At 45.3% G+C, this 15096-nt stretch carries 15 protein-coding genes and 1 pseudogene; 3 read left to right on the top strand and 13 right to left on the bottom strand.

Translation table 11 applies throughout. The features are described 5' to 3' along the window. Positions 1-10: 10 nt before the first annotated feature. From FFL34_RS06265 to FFL34_RS06315, 12 genes and pseudogenes are all read right to left on the bottom strand, one after another. The gene (locus FFL34_RS06265; RefSeq protein ID WP_171046296.1) at positions 11-850 is read right to left on the bottom strand and encodes a MurR/RpiR family transcriptional regulator; all 840 of its coding nucleotides are present in this window, start codon (positions 848-850) and stop codon (positions 11-13) included. A gap of 2 nt (positions 851-852) precedes the next feature. Next, entirely contained in the window at positions 853-1758 is a 906-nt protein-coding gene (locus tag FFL34_RS06270; protein ID WP_138602483.1) for an ROK family protein, read from the bottom strand. Between the two features lie 66 nt (positions 1759-1824). Beyond that, entirely contained in the window at positions 1825-3105 is a 1281-nt protein-coding gene (locus tag FFL34_RS06275) for a TRAP transporter large permease (protein WP_176961133.1), read from the bottom strand. Beyond that, complete coding sequence (locus FFL34_RS18450; protein ID WP_176961132.1) at positions 3106-3573, bottom strand: TRAP transporter small permease; 468 nt, start codon at positions 3571-3573, stop codon at positions 3106-3108. 25 nt (positions 3574-3598) lie between these two features. Beyond that, positions 3599-4633, bottom strand: a complete 1035-nt coding sequence (locus FFL34_RS06280) for a sialic acid TRAP transporter substrate-binding protein SiaP (protein ID WP_138602485.1) — start codon at positions 4631-4633, stop codon at positions 3599-3601. Between the two features lie 210 nt (positions 4634-4843). Next, entirely contained in the window at positions 4844-5710 is an 867-nt protein-coding gene (locus tag FFL34_RS06285; protein WP_138602487.1) for an N-acetylneuraminate lyase, read from the bottom strand. Further along, positions 5707-6416: pseudogene (locus FFL34_RS06290) on the bottom strand (N-acetylmannosamine-6-phosphate 2-epimerase). The gene FFL34_RS06285 and the pseudogene FFL34_RS06290 overlap by 4 nt, the downstream one beginning before the upstream one ends. 638 nt (positions 6417-7054) lie before the next feature. Continuing rightward, positions 7055-7702, bottom strand: coding sequence for a cyclase family protein (locus FFL34_RS06295; protein WP_138602489.1), 648 nt, complete (start codon positions 7700-7702; stop codon positions 7055-7057). 156 nt (positions 7703-7858) lie between these two features. Beyond that, the gene (locus FFL34_RS18590; RefSeq protein ID WP_325053266.1) at positions 7859-8026 is read right to left on the bottom strand and encodes a hypothetical protein; all 168 of its coding nucleotides are present in this window, start codon (positions 8024-8026) and stop codon (positions 7859-7861) included. Between the two features lie 154 nt (positions 8027-8180). Continuing rightward, positions 8181-8960 (bottom strand): Cof-type HAD-IIB family hydrolase, encoded by a 780-nt coding sequence (locus FFL34_RS06305; RefSeq protein WP_138602491.1) that lies wholly within the window; start codon positions 8958-8960, stop codon positions 8181-8183. Between the two features lie 666 nt (positions 8961-9626). Beyond that, positions 9627-9839 (bottom strand): DUF2922 domain-containing protein, encoded by a 213-nt coding sequence (locus tag FFL34_RS06310; RefSeq protein WP_138602493.1) that lies wholly within the window; start codon positions 9837-9839, stop codon positions 9627-9629. Positions 9840-9919: 80 nt separating this feature from the next. Beyond that, positions 9920-10144, bottom strand: coding sequence for a DUF1659 domain-containing protein (locus FFL34_RS06315; protein ID WP_138602495.1), 225 nt, complete (start codon positions 10142-10144; stop codon positions 9920-9922). Positions 10145-10454: 310 nt separating this feature from the next. On the opposite strand from FFL34_RS06315, the gene FFL34_RS06320 reads away from it, so the two are divergent. The 3 genes from FFL34_RS06320 to FFL34_RS06330 all read left to right on the top strand — a co-directional run bounded on the left by FFL34_RS06320 (position 10455) and on the right by FFL34_RS06330 (position 13834). Continuing rightward, the gene (locus tag FFL34_RS06320; RefSeq protein ID WP_138602497.1) at positions 10455-11447 is read left to right on the top strand and encodes an LCP family protein; all 993 of its coding nucleotides are present in this window, start codon (positions 10455-10457) and stop codon (positions 11445-11447) included. 181 nt (positions 11448-11628) lie between these two features. Continuing rightward, a complete protein-coding gene (gene tagD, locus FFL34_RS06325) occupies positions 11629-12015 on the top strand; it encodes a glycerol-3-phosphate cytidylyltransferase (RefSeq protein WP_138602499.1) in 387 nt (128 codons plus the stop codon). 766 nt (positions 12016-12781) lie between these two features. Beyond that, a complete protein-coding gene (locus FFL34_RS06330) occupies positions 12782-13834 on the top strand; it encodes an LCP family protein (protein ID WP_138602501.1) in 1053 nt (350 codons plus the stop codon). A gap of 136 nt (positions 13835-13970) precedes the next feature. Here the strand turns inward: FFL34_RS06330 and FFL34_RS06335 are convergent, their stop codons facing one another. Continuing rightward, entirely contained in the window at positions 13971-15038 is a 1068-nt protein-coding gene (locus FFL34_RS06335; protein ID WP_138602503.1) for a glycosyltransferase family 4 protein, read from the bottom strand. Positions 15039-15096: the final 58 nt, after the last annotated feature.

Here is a 15096-nt window from a genome sequence, read left to right on the forward strand (position 1 = left end):
GTGTTTCCATTTAATACAACTTACGTGCGGTATTTTTGCTGATGCCCATTTTGATTTTCTCGGCCGTTTTGTAATTTTTGATGGTGAGTCCGGTGCAAATAAGATCAATTAAGAATAACTGCGACACTTTGGCCACGAGTGAACCGCTGTCCAGTGGGCTTTCTTTTGCCGAGGATAGCAGGACGTGGTCGGCAAATTGCGTTAGTGGTGATTTGATGTAATTGGTTAGCGCGATAATAGTTGCGTCTTGCTGCTTGGCAATCTCGACCGAGTCCACAATGTCCTTGGTACTACCGGTCAGGCTGACAGCGATGACCACCGTATTCTCATCCATGGAAGAAGCCCGCATGAATTGAAAATGGGGATCAGTCACAGCGGTCACGTGTTTGCCGATGCGCATGAGTCGGTTTTCCATATCTAATACGGCAATTCCCGATGAGCCCACCCCGAATAAAACGACATCTTCTGAAGCATCAATCGCGTCTACACACTTCTGCAGTTCGTCATCATCAATAATTTCATGCGAATTTTCGATGGCCTGGACCATATTATGTTTAATTTTACCCGCGTACGTCTCGTCATGGGCATCGTCGTCCTGGACGGTGACTTCTTGTGCAAATAAAAACTTAAAATCCTGAAATCCTTTAAATCCCAATTTACGGAAAAAACGCAGCACCGTCGCTTCGGCTACACCACTTTCCTCCGATAACTCAGTCAATGAATGATACAATACTTGGTCACTATTGGATTGGATGTAGTCGTAAATTTTCTTATCAGATTTGGTAAAGATGTGTTTGTGCTGCTCCATCACAATTGATGGTTTCACACCATTTAACTGACTTTTATCCATCATCATCCTCCTTTCTGATCAATAAAATGTTTAGCCGCTCCGAGCAAATTCGCTTGGTTCGCATGCTGGGCTATCCTGACATCCAGATTGACTTGGTAATTCGGCATGATCTTTTCCGACAGCGATTCCTTGATTGGATCCAGCAAAAAATCTCCCTGTGCCGATATGCCGCCGCCAATGACAATCAATTCGGGGTTTAATGTATGGACAATCGATTTTAGACCGGTTGTCAGATTATCAATCCACTTGTTATAGACCGCCATGCCTTTGGGGTCACCAGTGCGTAATCTATCGAAAAACTCCCTCAGATTTATGGTATATCCAAATGTTTCCTTGATCATTTCTTGAAGTGCGGAACTTGACGCGTATTGCTCCAGACAGCCATGATCACCGCAAGTACATGGCTTGCCATCGGGATATAGATTGATATGACCGATTTCTCCGGCTGAAAAACGCGCGCCGACATACAATCTACCATCTGTAAAAATGGCCCCGCCGATCCCCGTGCCGATGGTGATACAAAGAAAATTTTCCGCATCCGTTGCAGCGCCTTTCCAATATTCCCCAAGCGCCGTACAGTTCACATCGTTTTCCACTGTGACGCTTAAGCCGGTTGCCTCCTCGACGCGCTGTTTAATCCGCACGCCCGTGTACCCGGGGATGTTATCCGTCGCATGCACGACAACACCTGTTTTGTTATCAATCTGTCCTGCTGAACTGATGGCAATACCAGCAAGAGCCCATTCCTGCTGCAACTCCTTGCTTTTGGCAATGACGTTTTGGATAAGGACCTCCCCACCCAGGTGCGCCTCCGCGGGAAAAGCCTTATCCATTAAAATCGTTCCTTCTTCATTCAAAACGCCATATTTGATAGACGTTCCACCGATATCAAACACTGCAATGAACATGGTTTGTCTCCTCTCTGTGCATAAAAAAGGAAAAACCACCCGTAGCGGCTTTTCCCCTTTTGTTGTCTAAGGACTTAGTAGATTTGGCAGGAATAGCACGATTTGCGGCAATATAGTAATGATAATCAGCGTCACAAATAGTGGAATCCAGAAAGGCAGCACACCTCTTGTAAGTACGTGGATCGGTATTTGGCCGACTTTGGACACGACGAAGAGCGCCATTCCCATAGGTGGTGTTAAGATACCAATCATCAGGTTTAAAATAACAATAATTCCAAAATGAACCGGATCCACACCTGCCGCGACAACAACCGGAACGAGAATCGGCACGACAAGAACCAATAAAGCCAATGCATCTATAAACGTCCCAAGAAAAATAAGCAATACGTTCATTAATAATAGCAATATAATCGGATTTTCCGTTACAGAAAGGAAAAAGTCAGAAATGGCAATCGGTACCCGTTCATGGGCAATCATCTGACCAAAGAATTCCACCGCCATTACCATTAATACGGCCACACCTGTCAGTTTCAATGATTCAACAATATTATTCCAGAATTTCTTTAATGTTAGTTCACGATAAACGAAGAATCCTAGAAACATGGCATAAACGGTTGCAATAATGGCTGCCTCTGTTGGTGTAAACAATCCTGAAAAAATACCGCCAATAATGATAATAGGTGTCAAAAGAGCCAGGAACGATTTTTTAAAATGATACCATCGCTGACGATTCGTTGATTTCTCCTCTTTCGGAAAGCCGCGTTTTTTAGCAAAGGCATAGGCGGTAACCATTAACGAAATCGCCATAATCAATCCCGGTACCGCACCTGCCAAAAACAACTGTGAAATCGATTGGTCAGCTGTGACGCCATAAATAATCAAGGGAATGCTCGGGGGAATAATCGGCCCGATAATGGAAGAGGCAGCTGTTAATCCTCCTGCATAATCGTCATCATATTTCCCGTCCCGCATCGATTTAATTTCAAGTTGACCCAGTCCACCAGCATCGGCCAATGCGGATCCGGACATGCCGGAAAACATGAGGCTGGCGAGTATATTAACATGACCCAAACCACCTGTTAAATGACCGACAATCGACTTAGCAAAGTTGAAAATCCGATCGGTGATACCGGACGAATTCATCAGATTACCGGTCAAAATAAAGAATGGAACTGCCAATAAGGAAAAGACATTAATACTTTCTACTAGTTTTGCACCGGTAAAAAATACTAGACTCCAATCTTGGGTGATGAAATAAACGAATGTCGCTACCAATAGCGTGAAACCAACTGGCATACCAAGGAATAACAATAGAATCCATAGCATTAGAATCAAGAAAACATCCATTTATTTCACCCCCTTTCCTTGCCTAATTGCTTTCACATTACGTTCAATCAGTCTGTAAAGCATCAGCACACCTAATATAGGCAACGCCATATACATATAAACGTAGGATATATTTAGCGAGACAATCTCCATCGGAAGCTTTCTCAGCGACATCTCGTAGCCTACATATATTAGTAAAATCAATACTATTGCTATCATTAACTGGAACACGTAATAAACGATATTCCGTAAAGAACCCGGCAATTTATTGAAGAAAAAGTCAATTCGGACATGCCCCTCATTTTTAATTTCTGAGGAGATGGCGAGATAAGCGGTATAAACAAATAGGAACCGTGCTAATTGTTCCGTCCAGGTGATGGGGCTATCCAACACCTGGCGGGAGAATATTTGAATCACTAGAACAATCAGCATGACGATGAATAAAGAACCGCCGATTATTTCCTCCAAATGATTGAAAATTTTTCGCATCGTTACTCACCTAATTACGATAGAATTATTCTCGTGCATCCTTAATCTGTTCTAAATATTTATCTGCGTCGCCTTCAATATCTTTTGTATATTCAGGATAAGCTTCGGACACGGCTTCTCTGAACGGCTCCAGATCTGGTTCTGTTACGGTCATACCTTCTTCTTTAAACTTGGAAACCAGTTCTTCTTCCTCTTGGGTAAACATTTCCGTGTGCTTTTCGACTGCTTTGTCGATGCCATCCTTCAGAATCGTTTGCAAGTCTTCCGGAAGTGATTCATACATTTCAGCCGATACGACGTAACTGTTATCATTTACAACATGATTTGTCATTGCCAGGTAATCCTGCACTTCATAGAATTTCTGTGCATCAATGGTAGAAAGTGGATTCTCTTCGCCATCAACCGCATTTGTCTGCAGTGCTGTATAAACTTCCGAAAATGCCATTGGTGTTGGTGCTGCGCCGGTATACTCAGCATAATCTAGCAGTGTATCCGCTTCCGGAACACGCAACTTCAAGCCTTCCATATCATCCAATGATTCAATTTTACGATTTGACGTTGTTTGACGCGTACCATTATAAGCAACGCCCATCACTTTCCAGTTATAATCCTCTTCCAATTCCTTATGAAGGTTCTGGCCGTACTCTGTATCATAAATAATGCGCTTTAAATGGTCAAAGTCATCTACCATATATGGAAGCGACAACAATTCTGCGCGTGGAACCCAAATACCGAACCGGCCGGTCTCTGCAAGGGTAATGTCCATTTTGTCATTTTGTACCTGTTCCAGCATCTCCCGGTCATCACCGAGCTGTGCATCAGGGTATATATCAACTGTTAATTGGCCGTCACTTTCTTTTTTTACATAGTCAGCTAGCACTTCTGCTGCTTTGTATTCATTTTGTGATGTTGTTGGCTGCATGCCGAATTTCAGTGTATAGTTTTCCTTATCGCCATTTCCGCTTTCACCATCACCATTAGCCGATGACGAATCGTCACCTGAACAAGCCGCTAAACCGATCAGCAGTGTCACTAGGATACCTAAAAATAACTTCTTCATTTGATTTGACCCCTCTCCTTTTAAGCTTATGAATTAAATGCTATCTTTCTAACAACTTCCCATCACATCAACGCCATCGATGATTAACATTGATCACCCCTCTTCTGATTAAGCGTTTTCATTGATTACGTAAACGATATCATTTTGAAAACCAGCTGTCAACATTGTCGTTAAAATGATAGTGTAAAATCATTTTAACGACAATAAAGATTATAAGTGTTTATCAGCAATCTCCTGCGCCCGCTTTATACCTTCTTCGCTGAGTGATTTCATCGGTTTACGGCAAAAGCCCGCATCAACGCCTTTATATTTCAGCATTTCCTTGATTGTCGGATAAAGGCCATTATCCAAAATGCCAGCAATCAAATCGTTGGTTGTCTTTTGTACGTCTCTCGCTTCATCAATCCGGCCTTCCTGGGCAAGCTCAAAAATCTGTCTGGCCCGCTGACCATTCACGTTAAATGTACTACCAATAGCGCCGTCAACATTTAACACACTTGCCGAAAGCAGCATCTCGTCAAATCCTGAGAAGATCAGCTTTTCCGGGTAGGCATGCCTGATGCGTTCCAGTAAAAAGAAATCTGGCGCCGTAAATTTCACACCGATCACTTTGTCATTTTCAAACAGCTCGCCAAACTGCTCGAGATTCATGTTAACGCCGGTCAACGCCGGAATGGAATAAATGATCAAGTCATTATCGACACTATTTAAAATGGTATTGTAGTAGTCTTTTATTTCCTCAAAGTCAAACTTGTAGTAGAACGGTGTCACGGCAGAAATAGCATTATAGCCCAAATCTGTTGCGTATTTGGCCAGTTCGACGGCCTCATCCAGATTCAACGCCCCCACTTGTGCGATCAATTTCACGTCATCGCCCGCTTCGTTTTTTACAATGTCGAAAATCTGTTTCTTCTGTGCTAGGGAAATAAGGAAATTTTCACCGGTACTGCCGTTCACATACAAACCATCCATCTGCTGGACATCAATATTGTGGCGGACAATCTCCCGCAGCCCTTTCTCATTCACATTGCCCTTTTCGTCAAACGAACACATTAGCGCGGTATATAAGCCTTTCATTCTATCACCTTTCCTTCTGTTGATTGGTTATCTAACTCCAGTACAGCTTGGCTAAATTTCTCCGTGATGCATTGCGGACGTGTGATGGCACTCCCAACGACGACCGCATGCGCACCAAGCTGCAGCGCTTTTTTCACTTTTTCCGGCGAGTCGAAATTACCTTCAGCAATCACCGGAATCGACAAATGTTCAAGAAGTTCCGTTACAAGATTCATAGGCACCGTATCTTTTGAGTAGGGCGTATATCCCGCCAGCGTCGAAGCGACAATATCAACGCCCGCTTCTTCAGCATGGATCGCCTCCTCCAATGTGGAAATATCCGCCATAAACAATTGATCCGGATACGTCGCCTTTACCTCGGAAAAGAATGCCTTGAAGCTTTTGCCATCAGGTCTTTTTTGATTTGTAGCATCAAGTGCGATGATATCCACACCCTCGCGATACAGCGCATCCACTTCATCAATCGTTGGTGTAATGAAAACATCACTATCTGTAAAATCCTTTTTGATGATGCCAATGATTGGTAGGTCCACTTCTTTTTTATCGCCTGAATGTCTTGTACAGTATTGGCCCGAATCCCAGATGCGCCACCTTGTTCAGCAGCCAGCGCCATTTTAGACATCATTCGGGACCCATGCAGCGGCTCATCCTCCAAAGCCTGACACGAAACAATTAACGCCTTATTGATTTTCTCCAATACGTCCATACACAATCCCCTTACTGATTCAAGGTAACGTTTTTAAAACGTTTTCATAGCTTAACTATAGCAATGTTGATTACCTGTTGTCAATATGTTTGTTATTTTTGATAGTGGATAATCAAAAAGGGTGTGGGGCGGGTGCGGGCGGGTGCGGGTGCCAGGCACTTTGACTATTCTGGTAATTCTGAATTATGTAAGTGGCTGGCACCCTGATGGGCTGCTGTCGCTCGAGTTCGGGTGCGCGTCGCTCGAGTTGGGTGCGGGTGCCAGGCACTTTGACTATTCTGATAATTCTGAATTATGTAAGTGCCTGGCACCCTGATGGAGTGCGGGGCGCTGTCGCTCGAGTTGCGGTGCGTGTCGCTCGAGTTGAGGTGCGTCGCTCGAGTTGAGGGGGGCGTGTCGCTCGAGTTGGCGGGTGCGTCGCTCGAGTTGGGGGTGCTGTCGCTCGAGTTGCGGCCGCTGTCGCTCGAGTTGAGGTGCGCGTCGCTCGAGTTGGGGTGCTCTCGCTCGAGTTGCGCGGGCTGTCGCTCGAGTCAGAGGGCCCTTTTTAAATGGACGATTTTCGGCCCTCGCCGAAAATCATCTACCTAGTGCCAGGCACTTTAACAATTCTGAATTGTTAAAGTGCCTGGCACCACCTCCTACCCTTCCATCGCGACGGCGCGAACTGGTGAGCCGTCTCCATCCACCAGCTTTAGGGGTAAAACGGAAATAATTGGATTGGGAAAGTCAATCGCATCCAAATTGGTCAGATTTTCAATGAGGACGCCCTCCCGCCCTAATACTTCTTCATGCACGGAAAAGTCGTCGCCCCCGGTCTTGTCCGGATTCAGCGCATCAATCCCAATCACGCGAACGCCTTGATCCAGCAATGCTCGCGCTACGTCGTGATGGATGTAGGGATGGCGCTCATATTTTTCCGTGCCGACATATTGTGCCCATCCCGTATGAAACAGCACGATGTCTCCTGGTCGGGCCTGTTGAATAAATGTGTTTGTATCGGCGAGTGTGATTGGTTCTTGCTCTTGTTTTCCCTGTACCGGAATGATCAAGCCGCGTCCGATGAATAGATGCAGATCCAGCTGGTCCATACGAGCCCCGTTCTGAAAAAAATGGGACGGGGCATCCACATGCGTGCCCGTGTGGGAAGCGATATGAAGATGGTGCACACTATACCCATCATCTTCCGGTGTTGCTGCTGGATAAATATGCGGCGTCGGATCTCCAGGAAAAACGGGCGTTCGATTGGTTAAATCCATCGTCAAATCGACAATTTGCTGCGGCTTCACACGTATTACCTCCCTTTTGTATTGGTGGACAAAACGTCACCAACAAATCAATTCGGTTAATCAACATACTGGCCCTGCTAACATGCCATATATACTACCATAGAAAAGCGGATTTTCGACAGCTGTCGAATCGTGTCTGCCTGCCAACTATCCCACTCAGACCCGGCATGATGGACATCTATATTCGATATCCAGAAACGCGTAATCCATCATCCAATCAATGTTGTGCAGGACATCATCGAGCTTCATCCCCTTAAAATAGCCATAGACCGGACAATGATCCAACCCTATCTGCAGCAATTTTTTCTCACGTGAGCCTTTCAAAATTTTAGCAAGTAACGCCGCCCGCCTGAAGCAATGATTTCATCGGCCGCACGCAAAATCGCTCGAATAGTAGCTTCCGGTAGTCGGTTTGTTTGCTGTGTCATATGGATAGCTCCTTGTCATTTTTCTGATGCATGAGGGCCTCCAAGCACCGTCACGTCAACAATCCAGCTGCTCGCAGCCCGTGCCAAATGCCATCATCATGCACATCTCTCGTCACAGTGCCTGCCGCTTGTTTGACGACATCTTTTGCATTCCCCATCGCGATGCTGTTCTGTACCGTTTGGAGCATCGGAATATCGTTCAGACCATCGCCAAATGCATAGACATCAGATTCAGGAATATTCAGCTGTTTTATCAGCTTATGAATGCCTGTCGCTTTGGACCCGCCAGCCGGCATAACATCCACAGAATACGTATGCCAACGGACAAAATTGAATTGATCAAACGTTTGATTATATTCCGCTTCGTCCGCTTCTGTGCAGAACAGCAGTGTCTGGTATACTTCCCCATCACGGTAAAATTCCGGGTGATACTTGACAGCCGTATCCAATTTCAGCGAGTCTGTCGCTTCTTTGACGTGCGGATGATTCCTAGTGTTGGCATACCAATCATGATGATTAAGATGAACCAACGGATGCTGGCGCGCCGCCGCATATGTTTCCAATGCCGCAAGATGATCCGGTTGGAGCGGATTTTTATAGATTGCTTCGTTATTGTGCACGACATATTGGCCGTTGATGCTGACATAGGTGTTAATGTTCAGTTCATGCATAAGTGTTCTGAAGGCAAACGGCGCACGGCCTGTTGCAATAGCCACAAAATGACCAGCCTGTTGTAAGTCGTCAATCGCTTGTCTAGTCGATTCCGGCAGCCGTTTCGCATCATCAAGTAGTGTACCGTCTATATCAAAAAAGATTAGCTTTTGTGTCATGTAATTTCCTCGTTTCATAGTGGTTTGCATCTATTATTCTAACATACATGATAGAAAATTTTTTGCAAAGCCGGTCACAGCCAATTGAAGCAAGGTACTTATAACAGATGGCAGTTTTTTGCGATTGAATTCGCGCAAGTTTCACCTCGGGCCGCGCGAGTTTCGAGTCGGGACGCGCGAGTTTCCTGATTTTCGCGGTTGACTTCTTTTAGGATTGTATTAAATAAGAGGGACCTTTTGGATTTCCTTATATTTTCCCAATAAAAGTCGAAAGGAATCGTGACCTTCGACATCATATTACGTTTTTATTTCCCGGGGAATATTTTAGGGGAATATGTCATTTTATTGCGATTGAGAAAATGATACCTATGCTGCGAGAGGAATGTACGAGATTACGATATGGACAGCACAACGCGTGGGTATGCTCTTTATTTGGATATAGGAAGCACCACTTAGTTATTTTGAAATGGAGGATTTTCGGATTGACGGGGGAGGCGCGGCGCTGGAGTGGCGGTGTGCGTCGCTCGAGTTCGGGCGACTGTTTAGTATATCGACAGAGGGAAGTGTATTTGGACTCGGCTGATTTTCGGCGGCTGCCGAAAATCGTCTATTTGTTAAAAACATCAAAATGTTAAACAGACCAGCGCCGCGACGCTGGTCTGTTCATTATAATTCGATACCTTGCACATTCCGTTCGACGATGCGCGCTTCCTTAATCGATGCGACGTCACCGCCGGAAGATGTGAAAGCATTCTGGGCGATGATCTCATCCATCGCTGCTTTAATAGCGGCCGAATCAACTGGTTCAACCGGCTTTTCCAAAGAATAAGTGACAGTCTTGCCATCCTGATTCAAAAATTTCAATTCAAGCTTTTTCACAAAATCACCTCCCTTCCCGCGTGCCAGGCACCGACACAATTCTGAATTGTTTGCGTGCCTGGCACCGAATTGCCTGGCACTTACGCTTGTGTGATGTTGGAGCTGTCGTTTCGTTCGACTTCTAAGAGCGGGCGCTGTTGCAATGGTGCGACCGCATTTGCGATGGCGTACAGCTGGTCGGCTGTTGCATCGGTTTTGACGTTGTTGAAGCCTTTTGTTTTGTACAGTTGCTTTCCGGATACCTCGTCCACCCCGTCATCGAGAATGAGACGCATGCGTGAATCGACTAGTTGTGCTACGGCCATGTTGCCACCTCCTTTCACCCTTACAATCGAATGTGGAGGCAGAAAGGTGTTGCCTTATAGGAAATTTTTTTAATCAATTGGGCGATTGTGCTGATATGGTAGGCTCGTGTGGTTAGGATCGCGCGAGTTTCCACGTTTTCGCGCGACTTTTCTCGATTTTCGCGCGAGTCTCACCTCGGGTCACGCGACTTGCTCTGTTTTGCATATGATTTTGTTGGTTTTCATAGGCTAAGGGTCGATTTCTGTTTATTTTTGTGATTTTATTGGTATTTATGTAGAATGAACATAAAATGGTAAGGGAGTAACAAAAATGTCGAAACGAAAGAAGTGGCTGATCGTTTTTGGCGTATGTATGCTTTTAGTAGTGGCTGGTGGTGTGGGTTACGCCATGCATTTGTACGATAAAACTGAGGAAACGGTGACTGAATCGCAGAAAAAAATTAGTCGTGATCATGATACATCCGAGCTGCGGGTTGAGGAAGTTGATCCTGTTGAAGATAATGTTTCTGTTTTGTTTATCGGCGTTGATAACAGTGAAATTCGCAATGAGCAGACTAGTCGTTCGGACGCGTTGATTTTGGCCACGTTCAATAAGGAAAGCAGTTCAGTTAAGTTGCTCAGCATCCCGAGGGACTCCTATGTTTATGTTCCTGAGGTGGACAGGTATACCAAAATCACTCACGCGCATGCTTATGGCGGCGCGGAGGCAACGATTGAAACGGTGGAGAATTTTCTCGATGTTCCTGTCGATTATTACGCGGAGATGAATTTTAATGGGTTTGTTGACGTGGTGGATGCACTTGGCGGGATTAAATATGATGTCCCGTACGAATTTAGTGAGTTTGACTCTAATGATGAACGGAATGGGGTTCATTTAAATGCCGGCTATCAGACGTTGAACGGGGAGGAAGCACTGGCGCTGGCAAGAACGCGGAAGTACGATAATGATATTGAGCGGGGCAAGCGGCAGCAAGCAATACTGAAGACAATCTTTGACAAGGCGACATCCACTGCATCCGTTTTTAAACTTGGAGAAGTAATTGATGCGATTGGAAGTAATATGACAACAAATATGACTTTCACCGACATGAAAAACTTTTTATCCTATGGGCTGGATGAAAACGTCGCTATAGATAAGATGATACTTGATGGAAGTGGCGGTTATATGGATGATGGGCTTTGGTATTTTCAGGTAAGTGAGGACAGCAAACGGAATACTCGTGCGGAGTTACGCAACCATTTGGACATGCGTGAATATGCCGATTCGAATGACCACCATGAAAAAGCAAAAAATGATATATAAAGTGAGGCAGTTTCCAGCGGAATTTGGGGAAAAGTAAGGCGGCACGATTGATGCTGCCTCTTTTTTTGTGCGTTTCTCGGTTTAATTGCTTTTTTTGGACAAATACAGCGTTTATGTCATTTACGAAGGATTCGCTTCATAGTAAACTAACAGTAATCAATTTTACGGGGCGGTCGATAAGATGAAAAAAGTGATCACATATGGGACTTTTGATTTATTGCACCCCGGTCATATTCATTTGCTGCGCCGGGCAAGAGCGTTGGGCGATTATCTGATTGTCGGCGTTTCAACAGATGACTTTAACCACAAGAAAAACAAAAATGCCTTCCACAATTATGCCGACCGCAGAACGATTGTCGAGGCGATTCGTTATGTAGATCAAGTAATCCCGGAAACAAGCTGGGAGCAAAAGCCGGATGATATTCTGACATATGATATCGATATTTTTGTCATGGGTGATGACTGGAGGGGCCAATTCGATGATTTAAAAACATACTGCGATGTGGTCTACCTCCCTCGTACAACCGGTATCTCTACCTCTAAGATTAAAAAAAGCCATTTATTTTGATACGAAAATGTAACCTTTTCTTAAATTGTCTCGTCTCATATATGTGGTATCCTAATTATTGTGGTCCAAGGGGACAGGTTCATCGGTCCAGGAAAATTTAACCAATTCCGTCCAGCGATAAGGTCGCTCCTTGCAGCGCCAGCTCAGGATTGCTGCCCTGGCCGCCCTTCTATCAAGCAATTATCTTTATGAACAATCTTCACATGCTTAAGATTGGCTGCTGATTTTCAAATGACTATCTGATCGACTAGCTAAAACGTGCATGCCGGCCATGCTCATATTGAATATGAGGGGACAGTCAGCCAATTTCTGTGTTAATTATTCCCCTTTTCACGGTAAGTATGTACACTTTTTGGTGACTTTCCTCAAATCCGGTGGCTCGCGCGCGGGGACGGTCGGCTTTTTCCCAAATGGGGCGGCTCTCACATGGGTCCGGTCGGCTTTTTCCCGAATGGGGCGGCTCTCGCGTGATCCAGTGGTTTCAGCCAAATTCGTGTTCTCTCGCGGCCCCGGTCAAATTTTCCCGAATCCAGTTAATTCTCGCTTAATCCGGTCGATTCCACCCGAATTCGGTTGATTTCTCGCACGTTCAAGTCGAATTTTCCCGAATTCGGCGGTCGATTCAGCTTGTCCTGGTTACTGCTATGTTCATTTTCGCATCGTTCGGCGGGGTATACGTTCGGCAATAAGCAATTTACTAGTGAGTCGATTTCTAGTAAAATGAAGGTTAGTTTTGTGGAAGGCAATCAATTGAAGGAGTAATCATATGACGAATAATACTTCACAAACGCGTCGTGTACGCAGGCAGAAGAAGCGCAGGCTGCGAAAAAAGAGAGTGTTTTTTGTTTTCGTGCCATTGCTGGTGGTTTTTGTAACGGTAATCTATGCAACATACCTATATGTGGAAGCGAAGTCTATACTTTCTGAGTCTCACGAAGATGATGGTCGGGAAAAATCTGATCTGCGTGATAAAGTGGTCGATCCCAGTGAAGACAATGTGACGATTCTTATTGCCGGGGTGGATGCGAGCGATGTGCGCAACAATTCCAATGGTGCAAGAACGGACACGTTGATGCTGGCAACCCTCAACAAAGATGAAAAAAGTGTTCGGCTGTTAAGCATTCCACGTGATTCGTATGTATATATTCCGGAAGTCGGCTACAAAACGAAAATTAACCACGCGCATGCATTCGGTGGCATACCAGCGACGATTGAAACCGTGGAAAATTTGATGGACATTCCGGTTGATTACTACGCGAAGCTCAACTTTGAAGCGTTTATCGACGTGGTGAATGCACTCAATGGTATTACGGTAAATGTGCCATACGAACTATATGAACAGAATTCTAAAGATGTCGCCGGTGCTATCCATCTGCAACCAGGTGAGCAGAAACTGAATGGGGAGGAAGCATTGGCGCTGGCCCGGACCCGAAAATTGGACAATGACATTGAGCGTGGCAAGCGACAGCAGAAAATTATTCAGGCTGTTGTTGACAAAACCACTTCCATCGGCTCGATTACAAAAATTACTGACATTATGGAAGCGGTCGGCAGTAACTTGACGACGAATATGAAATTTGATGAAATGAAATCTTTTGTTTCGTATGGGCTGAAGGGCTCCAGTATTGATTTTAAAACCATGACGCTTCAGGGAAGTGACAACTGGACCAATAGCGGCTATTACTGGCAGCTGGACCAGACAGCGCTCATGGAAACAAAGCAGAAATTGAAGGAACATCTCGAGCTAATTGATAAGACTGAAGATGAAGCCGTGCAGGAATCAAGCGGCGAAACCGGCACGCAAAATGAATCATATTGAATCGAAAAAACCGGCAGAGCGCCGGTTTTTTTTTGGTGCCAGGCACTATGAATATTCTGAATTGTGTGCGTGCCAGGCACCATGAATATTCTGAATTGTGCAAGTGCCTGGCACCAGATCCTCCCCTTCCTCTCCGCTATTTTGTGAGGAGGGATCGGATGCTGTTGAGGAGTGGTTGTTGGCCTTTTTTGACGACGCCGGCGAGTTCGGCGATGATTTGGATGCCGAGGAGGACGGCGCCTAGGATTAGGACGGATGCTTTTAGGGTGGCTCCGTTGAACACGATGGCCATGATTCCGAAAAAAATACTGAATCCGTAAATGATCAGGACGGACGTGCGGTGGCTGTAGCCCATTGCCATCAGTCTATAATGGATATGACCTTTATCCGCCATGCCGATGCTTTGTTTATTCATGAGGCGGCGTACAATAGCAAAGATCGTATCAAACATCGGTACGGCGATCACGACGATTGGAATAATGAAACTGAAAAAAGCGATATTTTTAAATAAGCCAAGAATCGAGACGACAGCAATCGCATAACCGAGAAACAATGCACCGGTATCGCCCATGAAAATGGTTGCCGGATAAAAGTTATGAAATAAAAATCCAATACAACTGCCTATAAGGACAAGCGTCAAGTAAACGACAATCAGCCGCTCATCCGCAATAGCCATTATAAAAATACTAATCAGTGCAATGGTCGATACCCCTGCTGCCAGACCGTCCAAGCCGTCAATCAGATTGATGGCATTCGTAACGGCAAGAATCCAAATAATGGTAATCACGACGCTATTCATGTCCCCAAAATAAATGATTCCGAAAAACGGGAGCGTGATTTTATCAATGAGCAAGCCGGATGCGACCACGGTTATGGCGGCAAGCACTTGTCCGAGAAGTTTCATGATTGGTTTGAGTTCCAAGAGATCATCAAGCATACCCGTCGCCATCATGATCACCCCTCCTAGCAGGATCGCTGCCAGCTGCGGGTGCTCAGGCCGAATGATGAGCAGACCTGCCACAGCGCCAATCAAGATGGCCAAGCCGCCCATACTCGTTTTGATTCCTTTATGTGTTTTTCGCTGCTGGTCGGGTTTGTCCACTGCACCAAGCGAAATCGCTAGCCGTTTAACTAATGGTGTACTAAAAAATGAAACAGCCAGCGATACAACAAACGCGGCAACCAGCACGATAACATTCATCATTGTCAACACCTGCTTTTTAATCAAAGGAGCCTTTTCGCTTTAGGTATTCCCAAAACCG

The sequence above is a fragment of the Lentibacillus cibarius genome (assembly GCF_005887555.1).
GTDB classification, from domain to species: domain Bacteria; phylum Bacillota; class Bacilli; order Bacillales; family Amphibacillaceae; genus Lentibacillus; species Lentibacillus cibarius.

Coding starts and splice junctions, on each gene's coding strand:
- FFL34_RS06265 (WP_171046296.1), bottom strand. CDS start 850: ATGGATAAAAGTCAGTTAAATGGTGTGAAACCATCAATTGTGATGGAG.
- FFL34_RS06270 (WP_138602483.1), bottom strand. CDS start 1,758: ATGTTCATTGCAGTGTTTGATATCGGTGGAACGTCTATCAAATATGGC.
- FFL34_RS06275 (WP_176961133.1), bottom strand. CDS start 3,105: ATGGATGTTTTCTTGATTCTAATGCTATGGATTCTATTGTTATTCCTT.
- FFL34_RS18450 (WP_176961132.1), bottom strand. CDS start 3,573: ATGCGAAAAATTTTCAATCATTTGGAGGAAATAATCGGCGGTTCTTTA.
- FFL34_RS06280 (WP_138602485.1), bottom strand. CDS start 4,633: ATGAAGAAGTTATTTTTAGGTATCCTAGTGACACTGCTGATCGGTTTA.
- FFL34_RS06285 (WP_138602487.1), bottom strand. CDS start 5,710: ATGAAAGGCTTATATACCGCGCTAATGTGTTCGTTTGACGAAAAGGGC.
- FFL34_RS06305 (WP_138602491.1), bottom strand. CDS start 8,960: ATGACACAAAAGCTAATCTTTTTTGATATAGACGGTACACTACTTGAT.
- FFL34_RS06315 (WP_138602495.1), bottom strand. CDS start 10,144: ATGGCCGTAGCACAACTAGTCGATTCACGCATGCGTCTCATTCTCGAT.
- FFL34_RS06320 (WP_138602497.1), top strand. CDS start 10,455: ATGTCGAAACGAAAGAAGTGGCTGATCGTTTTTGGCGTATGTATGCTT.
- tagD (WP_138602499.1), top strand. CDS start 11,629: ATGAAAAAAGTGATCACATATGGGACTTTTGATTTATTGCACCCCGGT.
- FFL34_RS06330 (WP_138602501.1), top strand. CDS start 12,782: ATGACGAATAATACTTCACAAACGCGTCGTGTACGCAGGCAGAAGAAG.
- FFL34_RS06335 (WP_138602503.1), bottom strand. CDS start 15,038: ATGATGAATGTTATCGTGCTGGTTGCCGCGTTTGTTGTATCGCTGGCT.